The organism is Streptomyces sp. NPDC001606 (assembly GCF_053596835.1).
Genome location: NZ_JBSFHC010000014.1, coordinates 123,696 through 148,335, shown reverse-complemented (window position 1 = coordinate 148,335; position 24,640 = coordinate 123,696). Strand labels below are relative to the sequence as shown.

The 24,640-nt window shown below is 71.5% G+C and carries 20 protein-coding genes; 14 read left to right on the top strand and 6 right to left on the bottom strand.

The window, feature by feature from the left end; all coding sequences use genetic code 11:
* Window positions 1-136 precede the first annotated feature (136 nt).
* From ACWCV9_RS24740 to ACWCV9_RS24725, 4 genes are all read left to right on the top strand, one after another.
* The gene (locus ACWCV9_RS24740) at window positions 137-3,007 is read left to right on the top strand and encodes an ATP-binding cassette domain-containing protein (RefSeq protein WP_450789611.1); all 2,871 of its coding nucleotides are present in this window, start codon (window positions 137-139) and stop codon (window positions 3,005-3,007) included.
* A 163-nt stretch (window positions 3,008-3,170) separates the two neighbouring features.
* The gene (locus ACWCV9_RS24735; RefSeq protein ID WP_450789609.1) at window positions 3,171-4,058 is read left to right on the top strand and encodes a FadR/GntR family transcriptional regulator; all 888 of its coding nucleotides are present in this window, start codon (window positions 3,171-3,173) and stop codon (window positions 4,056-4,058) included.
* Between the two features lie 437 nt (window positions 4,059-4,495).
* Window positions 4,496-6,037 (top strand): RNA polymerase sigma factor, encoded by a 1,542-nt coding sequence (locus ACWCV9_RS24730; protein WP_450789607.1) that lies wholly within the window; start codon window positions 4,496-4,498, stop codon window positions 6,035-6,037.
* A 122-nt stretch (window positions 6,038-6,159) separates the two neighbouring features.
* On the top strand, window positions 6,160-7,020 hold the full coding sequence (locus ACWCV9_RS24725; RefSeq protein WP_450789605.1) for a serine protease: 861 nt from the start codon (window positions 6,160-6,162) through the stop codon (window positions 7,018-7,020).
* 110 nt (window positions 7,021-7,130) lie between these two features.
* On the opposite strand, the gene ACWCV9_RS24720 is transcribed toward ACWCV9_RS24725, so the two are convergent.
* Window positions 7,131-7,361 (bottom strand): DUF7455 domain-containing protein, encoded by a 231-nt coding sequence (locus tag ACWCV9_RS24720; RefSeq protein ID WP_171114502.1) that lies wholly within the window; start codon window positions 7,359-7,361, stop codon window positions 7,131-7,133.
* 439 nt (window positions 7,362-7,800) lie between these two features.
* Between ACWCV9_RS24720 and ACWCV9_RS24715 the strand changes: the two genes are divergently transcribed.
* The 6 genes from ACWCV9_RS24715 to ACWCV9_RS24690 all read left to right on the top strand — a co-directional run bounded on the left by ACWCV9_RS24715 (window position 7,801) and on the right by ACWCV9_RS24690 (window position 14,806).
* A complete protein-coding gene (locus ACWCV9_RS24715) occupies window positions 7,801-9,924 on the top strand; it encodes a DNA gyrase/topoisomerase IV subunit B (RefSeq protein WP_450789603.1) in 2,124 nt (707 codons plus the stop codon).
* A 308-nt stretch (window positions 9,925-10,232) separates the two neighbouring features.
* Window positions 10,233-10,754 carry a DUF1453 domain-containing protein gene (locus ACWCV9_RS24710; RefSeq protein ID WP_450789601.1) on the top strand — a complete coding sequence of 174 codons (522 nt, stop codon included), beginning with the start codon at window positions 10,233-10,235 and terminating at the stop codon, window positions 10,752-10,754.
* On the top strand, window positions 10,751-11,902 hold the full coding sequence (locus ACWCV9_RS24705; RefSeq protein WP_450789599.1) for a sensor histidine kinase: 1,152 nt from the start codon (window positions 10,751-10,753) through the stop codon (window positions 11,900-11,902). The genes ACWCV9_RS24710 and ACWCV9_RS24705 overlap by 4 nt, the downstream gene beginning before the upstream one ends.
* Window positions 11,899-12,588 (top strand): response regulator, encoded by a 690-nt coding sequence (locus ACWCV9_RS24700; protein ID WP_450789598.1) that lies wholly within the window; start codon window positions 11,899-11,901, stop codon window positions 12,586-12,588. Before ACWCV9_RS24705 ends, ACWCV9_RS24700 begins: the two co-directional genes overlap by 4 nt.
* Window positions 12,589-12,749: 161 nt before the next feature.
* On the top strand, window positions 12,750-13,217 hold the full coding sequence (locus ACWCV9_RS24695; protein WP_450789596.1) for a DUF485 domain-containing protein: 468 nt from the start codon (window positions 12,750-12,752) through the stop codon (window positions 13,215-13,217).
* Window positions 13,214-14,806: a solute symporter family protein gene (locus tag ACWCV9_RS24690; RefSeq protein WP_450789594.1), complete on the top strand. Its 1,593-nt coding sequence runs from the start codon at window positions 13,214-13,216 to the stop codon at window positions 14,804-14,806. Before ACWCV9_RS24695 ends, ACWCV9_RS24690 begins: the two co-directional genes overlap by 4 nt.
* Before the next feature lie 34 nt (window positions 14,807-14,840).
* Here ACWCV9_RS24690 and ACWCV9_RS24685 read toward each other — a convergent pair whose 3' ends face one another.
* Window positions 14,841-15,533 carry a response regulator gene (locus tag ACWCV9_RS24685; protein ID WP_450789593.1) on the bottom strand — a complete coding sequence of 231 codons (693 nt, stop codon included), beginning with the start codon at window positions 15,531-15,533 and terminating at the stop codon, window positions 14,841-14,843.
* 159 nt (window positions 15,534-15,692) lie between these two features.
* Here ACWCV9_RS24685 and ACWCV9_RS24680 point away from each other — a divergent pair, with 159 nt between their 5' ends.
* The 3 genes from ACWCV9_RS24680 (at window position 15,693) to ACWCV9_RS24670 (ending at window position 18,468) form a co-directional block, all read left to right on the top strand.
* The gene (locus ACWCV9_RS24680; protein ID WP_450789591.1) at window positions 15,693-16,508 is read left to right on the top strand and encodes an ABC transporter ATP-binding protein; all 816 of its coding nucleotides are present in this window, start codon (window positions 15,693-15,695) and stop codon (window positions 16,506-16,508) included.
* The gene (locus ACWCV9_RS24675) at window positions 16,498-17,361 is read left to right on the top strand and encodes an ABC transporter permease (protein WP_385840436.1); all 864 of its coding nucleotides are present in this window, start codon (window positions 16,498-16,500) and stop codon (window positions 17,359-17,361) included. The genes ACWCV9_RS24680 and ACWCV9_RS24675 overlap by 11 nt, the downstream gene beginning before the upstream one ends.
* Before the next feature lie 63 nt (window positions 17,362-17,424).
* On the top strand, window positions 17,425-18,468 hold the full coding sequence (locus ACWCV9_RS24670) for an ABC transporter substrate-binding protein (protein WP_450789589.1): 1,044 nt from the start codon (window positions 17,425-17,427) through the stop codon (window positions 18,466-18,468).
* Between the two features lie 18 nt (window positions 18,469-18,486).
* Here ACWCV9_RS24670 and ACWCV9_RS24665 read toward each other — a convergent pair whose 3' ends face one another.
* The 4 genes from ACWCV9_RS24665 to ACWCV9_RS24650 all read right to left on the bottom strand — a co-directional run bounded on the left by ACWCV9_RS24665 (window position 18,487) and on the right by ACWCV9_RS24650 (window position 23,213).
* The gene (locus ACWCV9_RS24665) at window positions 18,487-19,167 is read right to left on the bottom strand and encodes a response regulator (RefSeq protein WP_450789587.1); all 681 of its coding nucleotides are present in this window, start codon (window positions 19,165-19,167) and stop codon (window positions 18,487-18,489) included.
* Complete coding sequence (locus tag ACWCV9_RS24660; protein WP_450789586.1) at window positions 19,167-20,843, bottom strand: ATP-binding protein; 1,677 nt, start codon at window positions 20,841-20,843, stop codon at window positions 19,167-19,169. The genes ACWCV9_RS24665 and ACWCV9_RS24660 overlap by 1 nt, the downstream gene beginning before the upstream one ends.
* Before the next feature lie 84 nt (window positions 20,844-20,927).
* Window positions 20,928-21,869: a sucrase ferredoxin gene (locus tag ACWCV9_RS24655; protein ID WP_450789585.1), complete on the bottom strand. Its 942-nt coding sequence runs from the start codon at window positions 21,867-21,869 to the stop codon at window positions 20,928-20,930.
* Window positions 21,870-21,956: 87 nt separating this feature from the next.
* On the bottom strand, window positions 21,957-23,213 hold the full coding sequence (locus ACWCV9_RS24650; RefSeq protein ID WP_450789584.1) for a citrate synthase: 1,257 nt from the start codon (window positions 23,211-23,213) through the stop codon (window positions 21,957-21,959).
* Between the two features lie 113 nt (window positions 23,214-23,326).
* Here ACWCV9_RS24650 and ACWCV9_RS24645 point away from each other — a divergent pair, with 113 nt between their 5' ends.
* Window positions 23,327-24,493: a citrate synthase/methylcitrate synthase gene (locus ACWCV9_RS24645; RefSeq protein WP_450789582.1), complete on the top strand. Its 1,167-nt coding sequence runs from the start codon at window positions 23,327-23,329 to the stop codon at window positions 24,491-24,493.
* Window positions 24,494-24,640 lie beyond the last annotated feature (147 nt).

Genomic DNA, 24,640 nt, shown 5'->3' with positions numbered 1-24,640 from the left:
CGGCCGCGCGTGCCGGTTCGGTTGCCGGTCGCCGGTTGCGTCGAACGGTGGACATGAAGCGGCCAGGTCACACGGCACCCGTCAAGAGATCGCCTCATACCAGGAAAATCAGGCATAGCGCGCTATCTTGCTTCGGGTGATCCAGGCCTTCGGACTGACCAGCGCCACCCGCAAGGCGCACCCGCCCGTCGTCGACGACGTCTCCTTCGAAGCGCGCGCCGGACAGGTCACCGCGCTCCTCGGAGCCTCCGGCTCCGGCAAGTCGACGGTGCTCAGACTGATGCTCGAACTCCAACCCGGCCGCGGCATCACCTACTTCAGAGGCCGGCCCCTGCACCGGATCGCCCACCCGTCGCGGGAAGTCGGCGTGCTGCTCGGCGATGTGCCCGGGCATCCGGCCCGCTCGGTCCGCGGCCATCTGCGCATGCTGTGCGCCGCGTCCGGAGTGCCCGCGCGACGAGCCGACGAGGTCCTCGAAGTGGTCGGTCTCGTCAGCCTGCGCGAGGAACGCCTCGGCTCCCTGTCCCGCGGTATGGACCGCAGGCTCGGTCTGGCCGGCGCCCTGTTGCCCGACCCGCACACACTCGTCCTGGATGAGCCGTCCGACGGCCTCTCGGCCCGCGAGGCCCAGTGGCTGCACAGCATGTTGCGGGCCCATGCCGACCAGGGCGGCACCGTCCTCCTCACCACGGCCGACCCCAAGGAGGCCGCGCGCACGACCGACCGGGTCGTCACCCTCGACGGGGGCCGGCTCGTCGCCGACCAGGACGCCAGGGAGTTCGCCCGCACCCGGCTGCGCCCGCGCGTGGCCGTGCGCAGCCCGCACGCCACCCGCCTCGCCGCGCTGCTCACCAAGGAGGCCCGGACCTCCCGCCGGTCCGTGGAGGTCGTGCACGAGGGCGGTAACCGCCTGTCGGTGTATGGCAGTACGACCGCCGACGTCGGCGAGATGGCATTCCGCCACGGCATCCTTGTCCACCAACTCGCCGATGAGGTCGGTGACATGGGCCCAGGTGCGGGGGCAGGGGCAGCGGCGGTCGCGATCGCCGAGGGCGGCGCGGAGCAGGAGCAGGACCGGACGCGACGGGCCGGCGAGCGGGAGCAGGCCGTGCCGGGCGTGCCGGAGCCCGGTGCTCCGGCGGCGGTCGGGCGGGCGGGCGCGGCGGAGTCCGGCCCCGCGGAGCAGGGGGATGCGCCGCCCGCTGCAACCGTGGAGGAGCGGGAGCAGACCCCGGCGGTCCGCCCGCCGGCGGAGCGGGGACAGATCGTGTTCGGCTTCTCGGCGGCGGACCCGGCCGTCGCCGCGTCACACCAGCAGGACCGGACCGTGGCCGGTCGCTCCTCGGCCGAGGCGGGGCGAACCGCGTCCGCTGCTCGGTCGGGGGAGCGTGCATCGGGCGATGGCGAGGAGCGGGCAGGGCTCGCCGGAGCCCTCGGCCGGGAAGCCGAGCCGGACAGCGCGGCCTGGGCCACGGCCGTAGCGAGCAGCGAGGGCAGGGTGGGCGCGGACGGGGTACCGACGGTGTCCGCGGAGGCGCTCGCCGGGGCCGGTACCGCCCCGGCCGCCGCCGCGACCGCCACCGCACACCTCATCCGTCCCACGGCACCCGGGCCGCAGGGCGACAGCCGTACCGCCGCGGCGGGGCAGGAACCGGAGGCCGGTGGCAGCCCGGGGTCCATGGCGCAGGCACCGGAGGCCGGCGGCAGGCACCCTTCCTTCCCCTCACGGTCGCCGGGCGCTGCCGGGCCGACAACCGAGGGTCCGCAGCCGCGGACCGGCGGGGAGAGCGCCGCCGCGGTGCCGGAAGCGCTTGTGCAGGTCGGGTGCGCCGCCCTGGATCCGGAGCCGCAGTCCGGAGGCAACCGCTCCGCCTCTGGTGTGGAAGCGCAGACCGGCGGCAACCGTGCTGGGTCGGGCCCGGAAGCGCAGACCGAGGGTCGGCGTGGCCAGGCGGAATCGGAGCCGCAAGCCGGTCCGACCGCCGCCGGGGCGGGGGCGCAGTCCGGAGGTGACCGCACTCCCGCGGCCACGCCATCGCAGCCCGGCCATGATCGCGCGTCGGCGGGTCCGAGGCCGCAGACCGGCGGCAAGGCCATTCCCTCCACCCGTACCCCTCTGCCGGGGGCCGGGACATCCGGCCCCCGGCAGGCCGCGACCCGTGGCGGAGCCCAGCCCGGCGTGGTCCGCCCCCTCGACGCGCTCTCCACCCTTCCACCCCCCATCTCCGTCCGCCCCGCCCCCAGTCCGCTCCGGCCCCTGCGCTACGAGATCCGGCGCGCCGCCGGTATCGGCACCGGCTTCCTCACCTGCGGTGCCGTGCTGGTGGTGTCCGCGCTCACCGCCGTACTCCTGGCCAGGCTCGGGCACACCCCGCAGGAGCGGCTGTTCGCGGCATGGCCGAGGGAGCTGCCGCTGGCGCCCGCGGCGCTCGGCGCGGGGCTGCTCGGGGCGCTGGCCTTCGGGGACGAGTTCCGCCACCCCGCGCTGGCGGCGGACCGCGGCACCGTGCCCCGTCGGCTGGGGCTGCTGGCCGCGAAACTCCTCGTCTCCGGCGTCACCGCCGCCCTGCTGGCCTTTCTCACCCTGGGCTGCGACGCCGAAGCGCTCTACATCGTCTACGGACGGGAGCTGACGCAGGTTCCCGGAGACTGGCTCTCGCTGACCGCCGGCTGGTTCTGCCTGGTCATCGGCTGCGCCTGGGCCGGCGTGCTGGCGGCCGGTGTGTTCCGGTCCACCACGGCCGGTCTGGCCGCGGTCCTCGCCGTGCCCGTCGTCGTCGTGCCGTTGGTGCACCAGGTGTTGCGGGATCCGGCCGTGCGGATGGCCGCCGGTTTCCCGGCGCGGATGCGCGAGGTGTTCCTGTTGCAGTGGCCGTTCGGCGGGGAGCGGTACCTCCTCGGGGCCGTGCGGATCCTCGCGCAACCCGTGGGCGGCGCACTGGCGTTGTCGCTGACCGCGCTGCTGTGCGCGTATCTGTGCACGACGCTGAGCACCAGGTTTCGATGATGACCGTCCGTCCTCGTTCGGTTCCACTGTGTGCACAAATCCCTCGAAGAAAGCCAATTTCTTTCCGATAAGGCGTCAATTGCGACGGGGTGAGCGATCACCCTTTCGTGTGCTTTTCACCAAAGACCTCAAGGGAGTTGGAGGCAGCGCCGACAAAGGATCCGTGAGTACCCTTGCGCACACCATGATGACCGCCGCCCGCTCCGCAGATTCCGGCCTGGCCGGCCCGGGCGAACTCGACCGCTATCCCTACGCGGAGGCCCCGGTGGCCGACCGTGTCGGAATGCCCGCCTGGGACGGAGGCGACCCCGAGCTGGGCCGGGTCGGCAGGCGGGCCGCGGGCAGCCGCGGCCGCGGCCTGCACGGCCAACTCGTCCAGCAGCTCGGACAGATGATCGTCTCCGGCGATCTGGGCGCGGACCGCCCGCTGGTGCCCGAGGAGATCGGCCAGCGCTTCGAGGTCTCCCGCACCGTCGTCCGCGAGTCCCTCCGTGTCCTGGAGGCCAAGGGCCTGGTCAGCGCCCGGCCGAACGTCGGCACACGGGTGCGCCCGGTCAGTGACTGGAACCTCCTCGATCCGGACATCATCGAGTGGCGGGCCTTCGGGCCGCAGCGCGACGACCAGCGCCGCGAGCTGAGCGAGCTGCGCTGGACCATCGAGCCGCTCGCCGCCCGCCTCGCCGCCGGGCACGGGCGCGAGGAGGTGCAGCAGCGGCTCTGCGACATGGTCGAGATCATGAGCCACGCCATGGCGCAGGGGGACGCGCTGACGTATTCGCGCGCCGACACCGAGTTCCACGCACTGCTCATCCAGATCGCGGGCAACCGCATGCTGGAGCACCTCTCCGGCATCGTCTCGGCCGCCCTCCAGGTCTCGGGCGGCCCCGTCACGGGCTGTGACCGGCCGAACGAGGCGTCCCTCGCGCAGCACGCACGGATCGTCGACGCGCTCGGCACCGGGGACGGCGCTGCGGCGGAGGCGGCCATGCGTCAGCTGCTCACGGTGCACCCCGAGGTGGAGCGCGTGGTTCCCGCCCCTCGCGAGCACTGATCCGCGACGCGCGGGGCGGTGCGGTCGCCGGTGTGCGGTGTCCTCGATGGGTCTCATGGCGGCGCCGGCCGAGCGTCGGCCGTCGCCGGACCCCCCGGATCCCTGGAATCCGGTGGGGTCCGGCGCCATGACGGGCCGCCGCGCCGGCGGGCGCGATCAGCGGCTACACCCTGCGTGATCTCATCTGTGCATGTACGACCACTTTTGACCGCTTACGGGGTGTGACTCGGGCCACGCAGATTGGGCGTAACGCTCGTGGGGGCAGCGCGATGACCTAAGAGGTGACAGCCGCGGAGGGAATACGGACGCCATGCCAGGCGCTGTGCATCTTCCCCGGTACCCGCCCGCCCCGTCGGCCCATCCCCAGGCCGGTGGTCGGCTCCCGTCCGCAGTGGACGGTGCCGGAAGCCGTTTTCCAACGTTCCGAGAGGTTGTTCGTGTCGGCCAGCACATCCCGTACGCTCCCGCCGGAGATCGCCGAGTCCGTCTCTGTCATGGCGCTCATTGAGCGGGGAAAGGCTGAGGGGCAGATCGCCGGCGACGATGTCCGTCGGGCCTTCGAAGCTGACCAGATTCCGGCCACTCAGTGGAAGAACGTACTGCGCCACCTCAACCAGATTCTTGAGGAAGAGGGTGTGACGCTGATGGTCAGTGCAGCAGAGCCCAAGCGCACCCGAAAGAGCGTCGCAGCGAAGAGCCCGGCGAAGCGCACCGCCACCAAGACGGTCGCGGCGAAGACGGTGACCACCCGCAAGGCCACCGCCCCCACGGCCGCCGCCGCGACGCCCGTCGCCGCGTCCGCAGCCGATTCCGCCGAGGAAGCCGCACCCGCCAAGAAGGCCGCCGCAAAGAAGACGACCGCCAAGAAGGCGGTCGCCAAGAAGACCGTCGCCAAGAAGACGGCCGCCAAGAAGACCAGCGCCAAGAAGGACGACGTCGAGCTTCTCGAGGAAGAGGTCCTCGAGGACACCAAGGTCGGCGACGAGCCCGAGGGCGCCGAGAGCGCGGGCTTCGTGCTGTCCGACGAGGACGAGGACGACGCGCCCGCCCAGCAGGTCGCCGCCGCCGGCGCCACCGCCGACCCGGTCAAGGACTACCTGAAGCAGATCGGTAAGGTCCCCCTGCTCAACGCCGAGCAGGAGGTCGAGCTGGCCAAGCGCATCGAGGCGGGTCTGTTCGCCGAGGACAAGCTGGCCAACGCCGACAAGCTCGCCCCGAAGCTGAAGCGCGAGCTGGAGATCATCGCCGAGGACGGCCGCCGCGCCAAGAACCACCTCCTGGAGGCCAACCTCCGTCTGGTGGTCTCCCTGGCCAAGCGCTACACCGGCCGCGGCATGCTCTTCCTGGACCTCATCCAGGAGGGCAACCTCGGTCTGATCCGCGCGGTCGAGAAGTTCGACTACACCAAGGGCTACAAGTTCTCCACGTACGCCACCTGGTGGATCCGTCAGGCGATCACCCGCGCCATGGCCGACCAGGCCCGCACCATCCGTATCCCGGTGCACATGGTCGAGGTCATCAACAAGCTCGCGCGCGTGCAGCGTCAGATGCTCCAGGACCTGGGCCGCGAGCCCACCCCGGAGGAGCTGGCCAAGGAGCTCGACATGACCCCGGAGAAGGTCATCGAGGTCCAGAAGTACGGCCGCGAGCCCATTTCGCTGCACACCCCGCTCGGCGAGGACGGCGACAGCGAGTTCGGTGACCTCATCGAGGACTCCGAGGCCGTCGTGCCCGCCGACGCCGTCAGCTTCACGCTCCTCCAGGAGCAGCTGCACTCGGTTCTGGACACCCTGTCCGAGCGCGAGGCCGGCGTCGTCTCCATGCGTTTCGGTCTCACCGACGGTCAGCCGAAGACCCTCGACGAGATCGGCAAGGTGTACGGCGTGACGCGTGAGCGCATCCGCCAGATCGAGTCCAAGACCATGTCGAAGCTGCGCCACCCCTCGCGTTCCCAGGTGCTGCGCGACTACCTCGACTAGGTCGCGGCCGTACGACGACGAAGGCCCGGTTCCCCACGCGGGAGCCGGGCCTTCGTGCTGCGCACGGAGCCGCCGTGACTGACTCTGGGTGTTCCATCGGAACCACGGAGTGAGGAGCATGCATGCGCCGTTCCGTTGCCCGCGCACTGATCCGGCCGGTGGCCCTGGCGGCCGCCCTGACCGTCATACCCCTGGTCGGCGCGGCCCCTGTGGCCGCCCACGGCGTCGTGGTCGGGGGGTTCCCGATAGAGGTCTCCCAGGCCCCGTGGACCGTCGCGCTGTCCAGCCGTGACCGGTTCGGCGGTACGCGGGCGGGTCAGTTCTGCGGCGGTGTGCCGATCGCCCCTACGACGGTGCTGACCGCTGCCCACTGCCTCGCCGACGACGTCCTCGGGGAGCCGCCGCACCGCGCGCGCGATCTCAAGGTCATCGCGGGCCGCACGGATCTGCTGTCGAGCGAGGGCCAGGAGATCGCCGTCCAAAACGTCCAGGTCAACCCGGGGTACGACGCCGAGGCCAGCTCCGGCGACTTCGCCCTGCTGACGCTTGCCGAGCCGCTGCCGCAGAGCGCGGTGGTCGCCATGGCCGGAGCCGGCGATCCCGCCTACACGCCGGGCACGGAGGCACTGGTCTCCGGCTGGGGCGACACGACCGGTACGGGCGCCTACGCGAGCCATCTCCACGCCGCACGGGTGCGCGTGCTCGCCGACGATCTCTGCGCGCGCGCCTACCCGGGCGGCCCGCAGGGCACCTACCGCGCCGGCACCATGCTCTGCGCCGGAGAGCCCGCCGGGGGCCCGGACGCCTGTCAGGGCGACAGCGGCGGCCCACTGGTGGCCGGAGGGCGGCTGATCGGGCTCGTGTCGTGGGGGAGCGGCTGCGGGCAACCGGGCAGTCCCGGCGTCTACACGCGCGTCTCCGAGGTCGCACGAGCCTTGGAACCAGCCTCAGGAGCCCGCAGCGGCCCCCGCACGCGCTCCTGAGGGCCGCTGAGGGCGATCCCGGAGACACGAGCACGGGCGGCCGCTCCCAGAGGGGAGCGGCCGCCCGTTCACCGGCCTGGGCCGGGGCTGGCTCGTCGTATATGCGAGATTCAGCGCTCTTCTTCGGAAGCGGTGTTCGGCACGGCCGTCAGCCGCTCCGTCTCGTCCTGTATCTCAGCGGCGATCTTCTTGAGTTCCGGCTCGAACTTGCGACCGTGGTGGGCGCAGAAGAGCAGCTCTCCGCCGCTGAGCAAGACGACGCGCAGGTATGCCTGGGCGCCGCAGCGGTCGCATCGATCAGCGGCCGTCAGCGGGCTCGCGGGGGTCAGAACAGTAGTCACGTCGCCTCTTCTCTAGCTCGACGAGCTGTCGTACCAGGGTCAACATCCAACCAGCCCGAAAACGTTCCCGCTCGGGGCTCTTTCTCGAAAAAATCTTTCCGGGTCGACTGTCTGCTGCCGGTTGGCGGCGAATGTGCCGTAGTGCGTCTCTTGTGTGCGTACGGTTTCGCGCGGTCTTGGTCTCGGTCCTCCCGGCGGGGTTGCCGGTTGTTCATGAGGACGTGCCCGGAGCCTAATTGGTTCATGCCTCCCAGGGAACGTGATATGTACTTCACTCCAACGAGGGATCGAACATGCATGCGAGGCTGGACTAGTCTGAGTTCTCGACGAGGGTGGCGTTACACCGGCTCTACCAGGCCTCGGTACCCTCTGAGCGGCAACCGAAGCCACCCCCTTACCCAGAAGGGGCCCACCTGAAATTCAGCGAGGAGCGAACCGCGTGACCGCCGAGACGTCCGTCCCGTCCACAGCGCTGCTGGCAGGAGCAGACCGGGACGGTTCCAACTACACCGCGCGGCACCTGCTCGTCCTCGAGGGCCTCGAGGCCGTGCGCAAGCGCCCGGGTATGTACATCGGATCGACCGACAGCCGCGGGCTGATGCACTGCCTGTGGGAGATCATCGACAACTCCGTGGACGAGGCCCTCGGCGGGTACTGCGACCACATCGAGGTGATCCTCCACGACGACGGCTCCGTGGAGGTGCGGGACAACGGCCGCGGTATCCCCGTGGACGTGGAGCCGAAGACCGGGCTGTCCGGCGTGGAGGTCGTCATGACCAAGCTCCACGCGGGCGGCAAGTTCGGCGGCGGTTCCTACGCCGCCTCCGGCGGTCTGCACGGCGTCGGCGCCTCCGTGGTCAACGCCCTGTCCGCCCGGCTCGACGTCGAGGTGGACCGCGGTGGCCACACGCACGCGATCAGCTTCCGGCGCGGTGTGCCGGGCGCCTTCGCGGCGGACGGCGCCGATGCGAAGTTCGAGGCCAAGAGCGGACTGCGCAAGGCCAAGAAGATCCCCAAGACCCGCACCGGCACGCGGGTGCGGTACTGGGCCGACCGGCAGATCTTCCTCAGGGACGCCAAGCTCTCCCTGGAGAACCTGCACCAGCGTGCCCGGCAGACCGCGTTCCTCGTGCCCGGCCTGACCATCGTCGTCCGTGACGAGTTCGGCCTCGGCGAGGGTGGCAGCAAGGGCGAGGAATCCTTCCGCTTCGACGGCGGCATCAGCGAGTTCTGTGAGTACCTCGCGGCCGACAAGCCGATCTGCGACGTCCTCCGCTTCTCGGGCCAGGGCACCTTCAAGGAGACCGTCCCGGTCCTGGACGAGCACGGCCAGATGACCCCCACCGAGGTCACCCGCGAGCTGGGTGTCGACGTCGCGATGCGCTGGGGCACGGGGTACGACACCACCGTCCGGTCCTTCGTGAACATCATCGCCACCCCCAAGGGCGGCACCCACGTGGCCGGTTTCGAGCAGGCCCTCACCCAGACGCTGAACGACGTGCTGCGCGCCAAGAAGCTGCTGCGCGTGGCCGAGGACAACATCGTCAAGGACGACGCCCTGGAGGGTCTGACCGCGGTCGTCACCGTGCGTCTGGCCGAGCCCCAGTTCGAGGGGCAGACCAAGGAGGTCCTCGGCACCTCCGCGGCCCGCCGCATCGTGAACAACGTGGTGTCCAGGGAGCTGAAGGCGTTCCTGACCGCCACCAAGCGGGACGCCGCCGCCCAGTCCCGGGTCGTCATGGAGAAGGTGGTCGCCGCCGCCCGCACCCGTGTCGCCGCCCGCCAGCACAAGGACGCCCAGCGACGCAAGACCGCCCTGGAGTCCTCGTCCCTGCCGGCCAAGCTCGCCGACTGCCGCAGCGACGACGTCGACCGCAGCGAGCTGTTCATCGTCGAGGGCGACTCCGCGCTGGGTACCGCCAAGCTGGCCCGCAACTCGGAGTTCCAGGCCCTGCTGCCGATCCGCGGCAAGATCCTCAATGTCCAGCGGTCGTCGGTGACGGACATGCTGAAGAACGCCGAGTGCGGCGCGATCATCCAGGTCATAGGGGCAGGCTCCGGCCGTACCTTCGACATCGACCAGGCGCGCTACGGCAAGATCATCATGATGACCGACGCCGATGTGGACGGCTCCCACATCCGGTGCCTGCTGCTCACGCTGTTCCAGCGCTACATGCGGCCCATGGTCGAGGCCGGCCGGGTCTTCGCCGCGGTGCCCCCGCTGCACCGCATCGAGATCGTCCAGCCGAAGAAGGGCCAGGACAAGTACGTCTACACGTACTCGGACCGGGAGCTGCGCGACAAGCTCATGGAGTTCCAGAGCAAGGGCATCCGGTACAAGGACTCCATCCAGCGCTACAAGGGTCTGGGCGAGATGGACGCCGACCAGCTGGCCGAGACCACGATGGACCCGCGTCACCGCACCCTGCGCCGCATCAACCTCTCCGACCTGGAAGCCGCCGAACAGGTCTTCGACCTGCTCATGGGCAACGATGTGGCGCCGCGCAAGGAGTTCATCTCCAGCTCCGCGGCGACGCTGGACCGGTCCCGCATCGACGCGTAGCCGCGGGCGGAGCCGACCGGGCTCCGCTTGACGGGCCCGACCGGGACGACGACCGCGAGCCGACCGGGCGCAGCTGATCGAGGATTCGGCTGCGCCCCGGCTCGCCGACGTCTGCTTTCCCCCGCGTCCGCTGGGATGGTCCGGCGCCCGCCGCCCGGATTTCTCCACCCGGGGGTGGAGACACCGCGCTGTGGGAATCCACCCGTGATCCACCCGTGCGCCGATCTGCCGACCAGCGCATTTCCGTAGCTTCGAAGGGTCGGCGGCGCTCGCTTCCGGCACCGCCCTTCTCGCTCACGGAGGATCTGATGTCCGGGCTCGCCAACGCATTGGTGATCGTGGCCGTGGTCGCCCTGGTGATCGCGCGGCAGTTCCGTGCCCGCGCGATCGACACCGACCGGCGCTGGTGGATAGTGCCCGTCGTCCTCGCCGCGCTCTCGCTGAGCCACTCCGGCATCCTCGACCCCCACCATCGGATCGAATCCGGCGCACTGCTCGTCGTGGAGCTGCTCCTCGGCGTGGCCATCGGCGCCGGCTGGGGCTGGACCAGCCGTGTCTGGACGGCGCCGGACGGCGTCGTATGGGCCAAGAGCTCCACGGCGAGCGCCGCCGTGTGGGGCGTGGGAATCGCCCTGCGCATCGGTCTCTTCGCCCTCGGCACCGCGCTCGGTCTGCACCAGGACAGCTCGGTCCTGATGCTCGGCTTCGCCGCCACCCTGCTGGTCCGCGGGGCGGTCCTGGCCTGGCGGGCGCAGTCCCTGGGCCCGGCGGCCCGCCCTGTCCCGGCGTACGGTGACGGTGTGCGGTCGGCCGGGAAGGAGCGCGTGTGACGGGGAACGTCTGGACCCGCTGGCCGTCGCGCGAGGCGCTCGGCCACGCCGGCATCAGCAGGCCCCGGAGGGTGCTCGGCTGGGGTACACGCGGCATCGCACTGGGCCTGCTGCTCTGGAGCGCCTTCACCAGCGGCCAGGTCCACGGCTGGGGCACTGTGGCGGCCGTCGCGGTGGTCATCGCGGCCGCTGCCGCCGCCGTGGCGTTCTTCCGCACCACCCTCGAGCACCGGCTTCTGCCGTCGGTGGCCCTGGCTCTGCTCCTGGTGGCGATGGCGGTCGTCGCCCAGGTCGCCGGCTTCCGGGTCCCGGCGCTGGTCATCTGGTGCGGCTGCGGTGTCGTGTCGCTGGAGCGACTCCCGATGGCCGCCGCGCTGCCGGTGACCTGGATCTCCTTCCAGGCGTACGCCACGGTGAACAACGACGCGTGGCTGACCACCGCCGCCACCATGGTCGGCCTCGGACTGGCCGGCTACGTCCTCCGGCTGGACGCCGAAGCCCGCGGCAACGCACAGCGGCTGCTCGCCCAGGAGCGGGCCGCCCGGGCGGCCGAGGCGGAGTCGGCGGCGCTGGCGGAGCGGGCCCGGATCGCCCGGGAGATCCACGACGTGCTGGCGCACAGCCTCTCGGCGCAGCTCGTGCACCTGGAGGCGGCCCGGCTGCTGATCGAGCGGGGCGCGGATCGAGAACAGATCCTGGAGCGGGTGGTGGCGGCCCGGGGCATGGCTCGCGACGGCCTCGCCGAGACCCGGCAGGCGCTGTCCGCGCTGCGCGGCGAGCTGACTCCGCTCGAGGACTTCCTGAGCGAGCTGGTCAGCGGCACCGACGGCGCGGAGGTCACCGTCACGGGTGAGCGCAGAGCGCTGACGGCCGAGGCGTCCCAGGCGGTGCGCCGGGTCGCGCAGGAAGCGCTGACCAACGTCCGCAAGCACGCCCACGGCGCCAAGGTGGAGGTCCGCCTCGACTACGGCGAGCACGAAGTGAGGCTGAACGTCCGGGACTCGGGCGGCCGGCCGGGCGAACTCACCGCAGCCGGCGGTGGGTACGGTCTGCTGGGGATGCGCGAGCGCGCGGAACTGCTGGGCGGCTCGCTGGACGCCGGGCCGGACGAGGAGGGGTTCGTGGTGACGCTGAAGGTGCCCGTATGACGGAGCAGGAGGGGGAGAGGAAGCCGGCCCGCGTGGTGGTCGTGGACGACCAGACGGTGGTCCGGGAGGGCATCGTCATGCTGCTCGGGCTGCTGCCCGGGGTCGAGGTCGTCGGTGCCGCGGGGGACGGTGAGGAGGCGGTGCGGCTGGTCGGGGAACTCGGTCCGGACGTCGTCCTGATGGACCTGCGGATGCCGCGCTGCGACGGTGTGGAGGCCACCCGGAGGATCCGGGCCCAGTACCCGGGAACCCAGGTCGTGGTGCTCACCACCTACGCGGACGACGAGTCGTTGTTCCCGGCGCTGCGCGCGGGAGCGCGGGGATATCTGACCAAGGACGCGGGCGGCGACGAGATCGTGCGGGCCGTGCAGAGCGTGCTGTCGGGGGAAGCGGGGCTGTCGCCGAGCGTGCAAGCCCGGTTGCTGGAGCGGCTGTCACAGCCCGGACCCGAGCCCGCCCCGGCGACCGCCGACGCGCCCGACGGACTGACCGCGCGGGAGACCGAGGTGCTGACGCTGATCGCCGAGGGCCTCTCCAACCAGGAGATCGCCCGCAGGCTCCATGTCTCGACCGCGACCGTGAAGACACACATCAACAACCTCTTCACCAAGACGGGTCTCAAGGACCGTGCCCAGGCGGTGCGTTACGCGTATGCGAAGGGACTGGTGCGGCCGCCCACCCGGTGAATCACCTGATGGGGTGAAGAGCCGGGGAAGAATAGTCGGAACTCCTCCGGATCTGTCCACACTTGGGCATGCAGCCAAGCAACGGTGGTTCCCGCGGAGCCGGGGACGGCCAGGGGAGATCGGCCGAGCACCGGGAGACCGAAGGTGTCCCCGCCCGCGACATGACGTACGAGGACCCCTGGTACGACGCGCTGGCCACCGGCTGGGGCGAGCTGGACGGCACCGGGATGCCGGCAGCGGCCGTACCGTCGGCCCGTGGGGAGGGGAGCGGGACGGCGGCCCGCGCATGCGAGGTGTACCTCGAAGTGCAGCGCAGCGCCGCCTTCCAGGAAGTGCGCGGCAGATACCGGCGGTTCGTGGTGCCGGGAGTCGTGGCCTTCCTCACCTGGTACGTGGGTTACGTGGTCGCCGCGACGACCGCTCCCGGGCTCATGGCCCGACCCGTGGCAGGAGCGGTGAACGTGGCGCTGCTCGCGGGACTCGGGCAGTTCCTCACCACCTTCCTGTTCACCTGGGCCTACGCCCGGCATGCGCGGCTGCGCCGAGACCGGGCCGCGCTGGACCTGCGCTGGGACACCCAGGAACTGACCCGGGAAGCACAGGGCGGAGCGCGGGGAGGCGCCTCATGACCGGTGATCACCAGACCTTGGCGCTGCTGATGTTCAGCGGTTTCGTGGCCGTCACCCTGGCCATCACCACCTGGGTGAGCCGGCGGCGGCAGGGGTCGGCGGACGAGTTCTACGCCGGAGGCCGGTTGTTCTCGCCGATGGAGAATGGTTTTGCCATCGCGGGCGACTACATGTCCGCGGCCTCCTTCCTCGGCGTCACCGGGCTGATCGCGCTGTACGGGTACGACGGGATGCTGTACGTGGTGGGCTTCCTGGTGGCGTGGCTGGTCGTGCTGTTCCTGGTCGCCGAACTGGTGCGCAACTGCGGACGGTTCACGCTCGCCGACGTGATCGCCGCCCGGATGAGCGAGCGGCCGGTGCGGATCGCCGCGGGAACCGCCTCCGTCACCGTGTCCGTTGTGTATCTGGTGGCGCAGATGGTCGGCGCGGGCAGCCTGGTGGCGCTGCTGCTGGGGCGGACCAGCGGGGCGGCCCAGGCATGGACGGTCATCGGGGTCGGCGCGCTCATGGTCGTCTATGTGTCGTTGGGGGGCATGCGGGCCACCACCTGGATCCAGATCGTGAAGGCGGTCCTGCTGCTGTGCGGGACGGTCGCCCTGACCGTGCTGGTCCTGCTGCGCTTCCACGGCGATGTGGACCGGCTGCTGGTGGCCGCCGCGCAGCGCAGCGGCCACGGGAGAGCCTTTCTGGCACCGGGCCTGAAGTACGGCGGGAGCTGGACCGCCCGCCTCGACTTCATCAGCCTGGGACTCGCGCTGGTGCTGGGCACGGCGGGGCTGCCGCACATCCTGTCCCGCTTCTACACCGTGCCGACCGCGCGGGCCGCCCGGCGCTCCGCGGTGTGGTCGATCGGGCTGATCGGCGGCTTCTACCTGATGACGATCGTCCTCGGCTTCGCGGCCGCTGCGGTGGTGGGGACGGACGCGGTGCGCGCTTCGAACCCGGCCGGGAACACCGCGGTGGCCCTGCTCGCCCGCGACCTGGGCGGTGGAGCGGGCTCCACCGGTGGCACGGTGCTGTTCGCGATCGTCGCGGCGGTCGCCTTCGCCACGATCCTCGCGGTGGTCGCGGGCATCACCCTCGCTTCCTCGGCCTCGGTCGCCCATGACCTGTACGCGTCGCTGCGGCGCTCACGCGGCACCCGGCGCAGCGAGGTGACGGTGGCCCGGCTGGCGGCGGTCGGAATCGGCGTCGTGGCCATCGCGCTCGGTCTGCTCGCCCGTGACCTCAACGTCGCCTTCCTGGTCGGTCTCGCCTTCGCGGTCGCCGCGTCGGCAAACCTTCCGGTGCTGCTGTACTCGCTGTTCTGGCGCGGCTTCACCACCCGCGGCGCCGTCTGGGCCGTATACGGCGGGCTGGTCCCGGCGCTCGGGCTGGTGCTGCTCTCCCCGGTGGTCTCCGGCAGTCCGGGCTCGCTCTTCCCGGGGGTCGACTTCCAGTACTTCCCGTTGCAGAACCCCGGCCTCGTCTCCATCCCGCTGGGCTTCCTCGCCGGCTGGCTGGGCACGATCACCTCGGACGAGGTCGCCGACGAGGCGAAGTACGCCGAGACCGAGGTGCGGTCGTTGACCGGGGCCGGAGCCGTGTAGCTCACCAGGCACCCCGGGCGATCCCACGCCGGGTCTACGGGGCCACCCAGGCGTACCGGTGCTCCGGGCGGCCCGTGTCGCCGTACTTCAGGGAGAGGCGCAGGCGGCCGGCCTGTTCCAGGTGGCGGAGGTAGCGCTGGGCCGTGGAGCGGCTCAGGCCGGTGCGGGCGGCGACCTCGTGGGCCGACAGCGGATGGCCGGCGCGGTGCAGGATGCCGCAGATCAGGTCTGTCGTGGGCTCCGAGTGGCCGCTGGGCAGGCCGGGCGCGGAGGGGGCGGGGGCGGTACGCAGCGCGCCGAAGATGCGGTCCACCTGCTCCTGGCCGGTCAGGCCCCGGCCGCCCACGCGGTCGACCGTGCGGCGCAGCGCGGCGTAGGAGTCCAGGCGGGTGCGCAGCGCCGCGAAGGTGAACGGTTTGACCAGGTAGTGCAGGGCGCCCAGGCGCATCGCCTGCTGGACGGTCGCCACATCACTGGCCGCCGTGATCATGATGACATCCGCGCCGTGGCCCTGCTCACGCATGCGGTGGACGAGTTCGAGGCCGGTCCCGTCCGGCAGGTAGTGGTCGAGCAGGACCAGGTCGATGGCGCCGCGCTCGACGGCGGCCAGCGCCTGGGCGGCGCTGTGCGCGCGGGCGGCCACCCGGAAGCCGGGAACCTTCCCCACGTATTTTGCGTTTATCTCAGCGACGCGGAAGTCGTCGTCCACCACCAGGACGTCAATCATCAGGCCTCTCCTTCAAGGCCGGCGAGCGTTAAGCCCGTGTTTCGTGCTCCGCAGTTGTAGCGCGAGCAAAATGAGCACAACAGGTTCTTGCGAGCAAAAGAACAGCTTGTGCTCACAAGACTGCTGCCGTGGCCGCGCTCACACCTACCGTCCCGGGCCATGAGCGCACACACCAGCCCCGCCATCGAGCTGCGGGGCGCTAGCAAGACCTTCAGAACCCCGTCCGGGGGACTGCACACGGCGGTGCGCGGCCTGAACCTCACCGTCGAGCGCGGCGAGTTCGTGGCCGTCGTAGGCCCGACCGGCTGCGGCAAGTCCACCACGCTGACGCTGGTCAGCGGTCTGGAGGAGCCCAGCGAAGGCGAGGTGCTGGTGGCCGGGGAGCCGGTCGACGGCGTCGGCGACAAGGTCGGCTTCGTCTTCCAGCAGGACGCCACCTTCCCCTGGCGTACGGTCCTGTCCAACGTCATGGCAGGCCTGCGCTTCCGGGGCGTGCCCAAGGCGGAGGCGAAGGAGAAGGCCCGCGACTGGCTGGCCCGGGTCGGGCTCGCCGGCTTCGAGGACCGCTATCCGCACCAGCTCTCCGGCGGTCAGCGCAAGCGCGTCGCCCTCGCCGCCACCTTCGTCAACGACCCCGAGATCCTGCTGATGGACGAGCCCTTCTCGGCGCTCGACGTGCAGACCCGGGCGCTGATGTCGGACGAGCTGCTGGAGCTGTGGGAGGGCACGGGCGCCTCCGTCGTCTTCGTCACCCACGACCTGGAGGAGTCCATCGCGCTGGCCGACAAGGTCGTCGTGATGACCGCTGGGCCCGCGACCGTCAAGCAGGTCTTCTCCATCGACCTGCCCCGGCCGCGCAAGGTCGAGTCGGTGCGGCTGGAGCCGCGGTTCATCGAGATCTACCGCGAGATCTGGGAGTCGCTCGGCGAAGAGGTCCGCATCACCCGTGAGAGGGGTGCCGCCCGTGTCGCCTGAGGTTCTCAAGCCCGCGGTCGTCGAAACGGCCAAGGTCCCCGACCGGGCACAGACCCGCGCCCAGGCCGCCCGCCGCCGCAAGGCGCTCGTCACCGTGGTACGCGTGCTGCTCCTGGTGGCCGGCCTCGGGCTCTGGGAGGGACTGTCCCGGGCGAAGGTCATCGACCCGTTCAACTTCTCGATGCCCACGAAGATCTGGGACCAGATCTGGACCTGGGTGATGCACGGGACCGCCCTCGGCTCCCTGGGCGAACAGGTCTGGTACACGCTCTACGAGGCACTGCTCGGCTGGGTCATCGGTGTGATCGCGGGTGTACTGCTCGGTATTGCGCTCGGGCGGATCAGGTTGCTCGCCGAGGTCCTTGGTCCGTACATCAAGGTGCTCAACTCGATCCCCAGGATCGTCCTTGCACCCATCTTCCTGATCTGGTTCGGGCTCGGTCCCTCCTCCAAGGTCGCCTCCGCCGTGGTGCTGGTCTTCTTCCCGGTGTTCTTCAACGCCTTCCAGGGCGCCCGCGAGGTGGACCGCAACCTGGTGGCCAACGCCCGCATCCTGGGCGCCAGCGACCGCCGGGTGACCCTTCAGGTGGTCATCCCGTCGGCCACCTCCTGGATCTTCACCAGCCTCCACGTCAGCTTCGGCTTCGCGCTCATCGGCGCCATCGTCGGCGAGTACATCGGCGCGACCAAGGGCATCGGCCTGCTCGTCTCGCAGTCGCAGAACACCTTCAACGCGGCCGGCGTCTACGCCGCCATGGTCATCCTCGCGGTCGTCGCCCTCGTCGCCGAGGGGCTGCTGACCTTCGCCGAGCGCCGCATCTTCCGCTGGAAGCCCGCCCGTTCCGGCGACTGACCGGCCCCCACCGCCGCCCCCCACCTCCTCCCCGCACCGCCCTCTCACAAGGACGTGAACCGCATGCGCAAGACCGCCAGACACGCCGCGCTGGCCGCCGGCCTGCTCGCCCTCACCACGCTCACCGCCTGCGCCAACGACGCGGCCGGCACCACGGCCGACACCGGCGGAGGCAAGGGCGAGACCGTCAAGATCATGGTCGGCGGCCTGGACAAGGTCATCTACCTGCCGGCGATGCTTACCCAGCAGCTCGGCTACTTCCAGGCCGAGGGCCTGAACGTCCAGCTCCTCAGCGAGCCCGCCGGAGTCCAGGCCGAGACCGCGCTCGTCTCCGGCCAGGTCCAGGGGGCGGTCGGCTTCTACGACCACACCCTCGACCTCCAGACGAAGGGCAAGTCGGTCGAGTCCGTGGTGCAGTTCTCCCACGCGCCCGGCGAGGTCGAGGTGGTCTCCGGCAAGGCGGCCGGCGAACTGAAGGACCCCAAGGACTTCAAGGGCCGCAAGCTGGGTGTGACGGGGCTCGGCTCCTCGACCGACTTCCTCACCAAGTACCTGGCCGTCAAGAACGGCGTGAAGGTCAGCGAGTTCACGCCGGTCGCGGTGGGCGCCGGTCCGACCTTCATCGCCGCCCTCCAGAACGGGGCGATCGACGGCGGTATGACCACTGACCCGACCGTCGCCACCATCCTGGACAAGAAGGCGGGCAAGGTCCTCATCGACATGCGCACCCCCGAGGGGTCGCAGGAGGCGCTCGGCGGACCGTACCCGTCGTCAAGTCTGTACATGCAGACGGACTGGGTGAACGGACACAAGGACACCGTCCAGAAGTTGGCCAATGCATTCGTCAAGACGCTCAAGTGGATGTCCACGCACAGCGCCGACGAGATCGCCGCCAAGATGCCCGCCGACTACTCCCAGGGCAACAAGACGCTCTACGCACAGGCCATCAAGAGCACCCTGCCGATGTTCACCGACGACGGCGTGATGCCCCAGAACGGCCCCGAGACCGTCGAGAAGGTCCTCAAGGCGTTCAACCCCAACGTCCAGAACGCCAAGGTGGACCTGAGCAAGACGTACACAACCGAGTTCGTCAAGGCCGCCAAGTAGTCGGACCCTGAGCCGCGCTCAGACGCGGGCCGCCCACACGTAACGGTGTTCCGGGCGGCCCGCGTCGCCGTACTTGAGGGTCAGCCGGGCCCGTCCGGTGCGCTCCAGGAGCTTGAGATAGCGCTGGGCGGTCTGCCGGCTCACCCCCGTCCGCGCGGCGATCTCCTGCGCGGACAGCGGCCCGGAGGCGTGGATCAGCGCCTGGCGCACCAGATCGGCCGTCGTGGGGGAGTGCCCCTGGGGGAGGTCGGGCTCCGCCGGCGTGGACAGCGCCCCGAAGATCCGGTCCACCTGCGCCTGTTCCGCCTCACCGCCCCGGTCGAGGGTGCGCCGCAGCCCGGCGTACGCCTCCAGCTTGGCCCGCAGGCCGGCGAAGGCGAACGGCTTCACCAGGTACTGCACCGCCCCGTGCCGCATCGCCGCCTGCACGGTGGACATGTCCCGCGCCGCCGTCACCATGATCACGTCGGTCTGGTGGCCCCGCCGGCGCATCTCCTGGACGACCGCGAGACCGGTCTCGTCGGGCAGATAGTGGTCCATGAGCACCAGGTCCAGCCGTGGGAGTGTCTCCACCTGGTGCAGCGCCTCGGCCGCGCTGTGCGCCTCACCGGCCACGTGGAAGCCGGGCACCTTCTCCACATAGGCGGCGTTCACCTGGGCGACCCGGGTGTCGTCGTCCACGACCAGGACCTCGATCATCACGCCTCCTCCTCGGCGACGGCGGCACGCCCGAGGGGTTCGTCGAGCCCCGCGGGTGCCAGTTCCGGTTCGGCCAGCGCCTCGGGCAGGACCACGGTGAACTCCGCGCCGCCGCCGTCCGCCGTGCCCACCACCGCGCTCCCGCCCTGCCGCTCGGCGAGCCGGTGCACCAGGGAGAGCCCGATGCCCCGCTTGCCGTGGGCCGGCGGCTGCTTGGTCGACCAGCCCTCCGTGAAGACGAGTTCCCGCTGTTCGGGCGGGATGCCGGGACCCGTGTCGCGCACCCGGAGGACGACCGTACGGCCCTGTGTGCGCAGTTCGACCTCCACGCGCGCGTGCAGGGTGCCCGCGACCGCGTCGAGGGCGTTGTCCACGAGGTTGCCCACGACGGTGACCAGGCCCCGCGGATCGATCAGCCGGTCCGGCAGCCGGGTCCGGTCGGTCACCCAGAGGGCGACACCGCGTTCGGCGGCCACGGTGGCCTTGCCGACCAGCAGCGCGGCCAGCAGCGGGTCCTGGATCTTCTCGGTGACCTGCTCCGCCGTGACCCGGTGGTCGCCGACCACCTCGCCGACGAACTCCACGGCGTCGTCGTACATCTCGAGTTCCAGCAGCCCGAGCAGGGTGTGCATCCGGTTGGCGTGCTCGTGGTCCTGCGCGCGCAGGGCGTCGATCAGCCCGCGCGTGGAGTCGAGTTCGCGCCCGAGCTGTTCCAGCTCCGTGCGGTCGCGCAGGGTGGCCACGGCGCCGCCGTCGCCGGTGGGCATGCGGTTGGCGATCAGCACGCGCTGGCCGCGCACGGTGACCAGGTCGGTGCCGGTGACCCGGCCGGCCAGCACATCCGTCGTACGGCCCGCGCCCAGCGCCTCGTCGGGGGTGCGCCCGACCGCCTCGTCACCGATGCCCAGCAGCCGTCCGGCCTCGTCGTTCAGCAGCCGGATACGGCCGCCGCGGTCCAGGGCGACCACGCCCTCCCGGATGCCGTGCAGCATCGCCTCGCGCTCCGCGAGCAGCGCGGAGATGTCGGAGAAGGCCAGGTCCCGGGTCTGCCGCTGGACCCTGCGGGAGATCAGCCAGGCGGCCAGGGCGCCCACCGCCAGGGCACCGCCGGCGTAGGCGAACAGCCCCGGTATCGCGCTGATCAGCCGGGCCCGGACACTGTCGTAGGCGATGCCGACCGATACGGCCCCGACGATGCGGTGCCGGGCGTCGTACAACGGCACCTTGCCGCGTGCCGAGCGGCCGAGGGTGCCCTTGTCGATCTCCATGACCTCCTGGCCGGCCAGGGCGTCATGCGGGCTGGTGGAGACGTGGTGGCCGATCTGCCCCGGGGTCGGGTGCGACCAGCGCACCCCATGGTGGTCCATCACGACGATGTACTCGGCGTGCGTGGCATGCCGGATTCGCTCGGCCTCCCGCTGCACAGGACCGTTTCTGCTCGGCGGGGTGGTCAGCACGCCGGCGGCGATCTGCGGGTCCTGGGCGGTCGTCTGCGCGATGGCCAGCGCGCGGCGCATCGCCTCGTGGTCGAGCTGGTTGCTCAGCGGCGCGAGGAACAGCCCGGTCGCGAGCACCGCCACCCCTGCCGCGATCGCCACCTGCATCAGCAGCACCTGCGAGAACACCCGCCGGGGCAGACCGAGACGCAGCCGGCGTACGGGGGGAGTGGGGCTCATGGAACGACGGTACGTGGCAAGCCCCGACGCACCCCAGAGGGTGTGGCGTGGATCTCCTGCCCCATGCCGGGAAGAGCCGGCCGGTCAGCTCGCCAGCGCGGTCGGCCGCAGTTCGCGTACCGCCATCACGTCCATCCGCGCGGGAGCGCCCAGCACCGCCGCTCCACAGCTCTCCGGGCGGGGCGGCAGCGCGGCGCCCTGTGCCACGGTGACCCGCCAGCGGCGCCCGTCCGCGTGCTCGACGGTGACCTCCCAGTGCGGGGCGGTGCCCTCGGTCCGTACGACGCTCAGCACGCCCGCCCGGTACTCGTCCGCCGCCGACCGGACGGCCAGCTCGGCCGCCTGGCCGGGCCGCTCCCAGGCGGAGCACCCGCGACACCCCTCGACGACCACGCGCCCGTCCCGGGCGCCGTGCAGCGCCGCCTTGACGGTGTGCGCCTCGGCGCGGCCGTAGGCGTAGCCGTACGGCAGGACGAGCACCGTCGGAGCGAAGCGATGGCCACCCAGATGGGTGACCTCCCAGACCCCGCGGACACCCGAGGCGGCCAGTTCGGCGGCGAGCGGACGTCCCAGCAGGGCGCAGCAGCGGTCGCGCTTGCCATTGGTGCACACGAGCGCGAGCGGGTCGCCGGTGTACGGCCGTCCGCCGAGCGCCGTGCCGAAGGAACGGTGGTCGCCCGCCCCGAGCGCGCGGAAGTCGAGGTCGAGCAGCCGGCCCGGATCGCGGGTGGTGGCGCTGTGCACCCACACCCGACCCGGGACGGTGTGCGCGGCGAACACCTGCCGGACCGGGGGAGTGCCGGGGTCGGCGTGCCGCCCGGGGTGCCGGATCAGGGCGACACGCACGCCTGTCCCCTCGGCCGCGGCCTCCAGCGCCCGGCCCAGCACGGGGTCCAGATGGCTCGAAGTGAGCGCTTTGGCACCCCACGGGCCCGGCTGTTCCAGCAGCAGCCACGTCGTCGCCGTGGCCGCCGTACCGGATACCGGCTCGTCAAGGCTCCGGGAGACGGTCGCACACCTACTCACACAGGTGAGCCTAACCTGACTTTCCCTGCGGTGACTTCCGGCCGTGCCCGTGTCCTGCGCGGGCGGCTCCCGCGGGAGCGGGGGCGCCTACTCCGGCAGGGGCTGCGGCGGCCGGTGCCCGACGTAGTGACCGACGGGGCGCATGCGCAGCGGACGCTCGCCGTACTCCTCCAGCGCATGCGCGATCCAGCCCGCCGTGCGGGCGACCGCGAAGATCGTCTCGCCGGCCGTGGCGGACATGCCGGAGGAGGCGGTGAAGACGGCCAGGGCCAGGTCGACATTGGCGTGCAAGGGCCGGTGGCGGGCGGTGGTGGCGACGATGTCGCGGGCCGCGAGCAGGGCCGGTTCCGCGCGCGGAAGCTGCTCCAGAAGGCCGAACAGCACCCGCGCGCGCGGGTCCTCGCCCGCGTACAGCCGATGGCCGAGGCCGGGGACGCGGCGGCCGGCGCGCAGCTCGTCGGCGATCACCGGCACGGCGGTGCCCTGGTCGAGCACGTCGAGCAGCAGCCGGTGGGCGAGCCCGCTCGCGGCGCCGTGCAGCGGGCCCTCCAGGACGCCGAACCCGGCCGAGACGGCCGCGTAGGCATGCGCCCGGGCGGAGGCCGCGACCCGTACGGCGAGCGTGGAGGCGGCCAGGTCGTGGTCGATGAGCAGGGCGAGCGCGGTGTCCAGCACGCGCAGCGAGGCCTCGTCGGGGGCTTGGCCGGTGAGCCGGCTCCACAGGCGGTGGGCCAGCGGGGCGCCGTCCGCGTGGTCGCGCAGCACCGGCGGCAGCGCGGCGACGAGCGTGGGAATGAGGGTGCGCGCGGTGTTCAGCACGGCGTCCTCGGAGAGGTCGAAGCGCAGCGGGTCCTCGGCAGCCGCCGCGATCGCAGCCACCCGCAGCCGGTCGATGGGGGAGGCGTGCTCGGACAGGGAGTTCACCGCGCGGCGGGCGACCTTGACGGTCGCCTCGGGTGCGGAGAAGGCCACCCCGGGGGTGAGCCGGCCCGTCCAGACCCACTCCGCGACCGCTTCGTAGGTGTGGTGTGCGGCCAGTTCCGTGGCGTCGACGCCACGGAAGTAGTACCGGTCCTGGTCGATCAGCGTGATCCGGGTCCGGACGGAGAGGTCGCCGCCCGAGCCCGGGGTCCCCGCGCTCTCCCGCCGGTGGCGCCGGGCGAGGGCCTCGACCTCCGCGGGCTCGAAGGTGCTGGCGCGGCCGCCGGGTTCGCGTCTGCTGCTGAGCAGCCCGCGGCTCACGTACGCGTACACCGTCTCGGGCTTCACGCCGAGAAGTTCGGCGGTCTCCTTGGTGGTCAGCCGGCGGCCGGCGCGGCCGGGAGCGGTTTCGTGATCGCGCATGGGGGTCACCGTAGTCGCCTCTGCACGGGTTGATAGCGCTGCATTGATTCAATCAACATTGACAGAATGTGCGTCAAGCATGGACAGTCGAATCAAGTTCAGGGAGGAGAATCATGGCCATCAACAGGGCTGCAACCCCTCTTGTCGACGTACCGCGCGGCCTCGCCGGCGTCGTCGTCACCGACACCGAGATCGGTGACGTCCGCGGACGCGAGGGCTTCTACCACTACCGCCAGTACTCGGCCGTCGAACTCGCGCAGAGCCGCGGCTTCGAGGACGTCTGGCATCTCCTGGTCCACGGCCGGCTCCCGGACGCCGAGGGCCGCGCCGCCTTCGCGGCCGAGACTGCGGCACTGCGCCCGCTACCCGACGAGGTCCGGGCGGCGCTGCCCGCGATCGCGGCGGCGAGCCGCCTCTCCGGCCCGCTGGAGGGGCTGCGCACGGCGCTGTCCCTGCTGGGCGCGGCCCACGGCTTCCGGCCGGTCTACGACCTCGACGCCGACCGGCGCCGGGCCGACACCCTGGTCGCGTGCGCGGCCGTACCCACGCTCCTCACCGCGCTGTACCGCCTCGGCCAGGGCCTCGAACCGGTCGAGCCGCGGGCGGACCTCTCGTACGCGGCCAACTATCTGTACATGTTGACCGGGTCGGAACCCGAGCCGCGGCGGGCCCGTGCGGTCGAGCAATACCTCATCTCAACCATTGACCATGGATTCAATGCATCAACCTTCACCGCCCGTGTCATCGCGTCCACCGGCGCCGATGTGGCGGCCTGCCTGACCGGTGCCGTCGGCGCCCTGTCCGGACCGCTGCACGGAGGCGCGCCCAGCCGGGCCCTGGACACCCTGGACGCCATCGGCACCCCGGACCGGATCGACCCCTGGATCCGCGAGCGGGTGCTCGCCGGAGACCGGATCATGGGCTTCGGCCACGCCGTCTACCGGACCGAGGACCCCCGCTCCCGCATGCTCCGCGAGATCGCCCTGGGCTTCGGCGGGCCGCGGGTGGAGTTCGCCGTCGAGGTCGAGCACCGGGTCGAGGCGATCCTGGCCGAGCTGAAGCCGGGCCGCGAACTCCACACCAACGTCGAGTTCTACGCCGGCGTCGTCATGGAGCTGTGCGGCCTGCCACGGGAGATGTTCACCCCCACCTTTGCGGCGGGTCGCGTCGTGGGCTGGAGCGCCAACATCCTGGAACAGGCCGCCGACCCGAAGATCATCCGCCCGGTGGCGCGCTATGTGGGCCCCGAGCCGCCGGTCGCGGTCCCCGCCGCAGGCTGACGCCCAGGGCGCTCAGGCCCCTTCCGGGTGCACAGGACCCACGTGTCCCAGCGCCCTCCTATCCTGGACCGGCAGCCGGTCCGCAGGAGACAGGAGAGAGGTCGCCCGTTGGGGAACAGGTTGGCGCACAGCCCGGACAGCACGCAC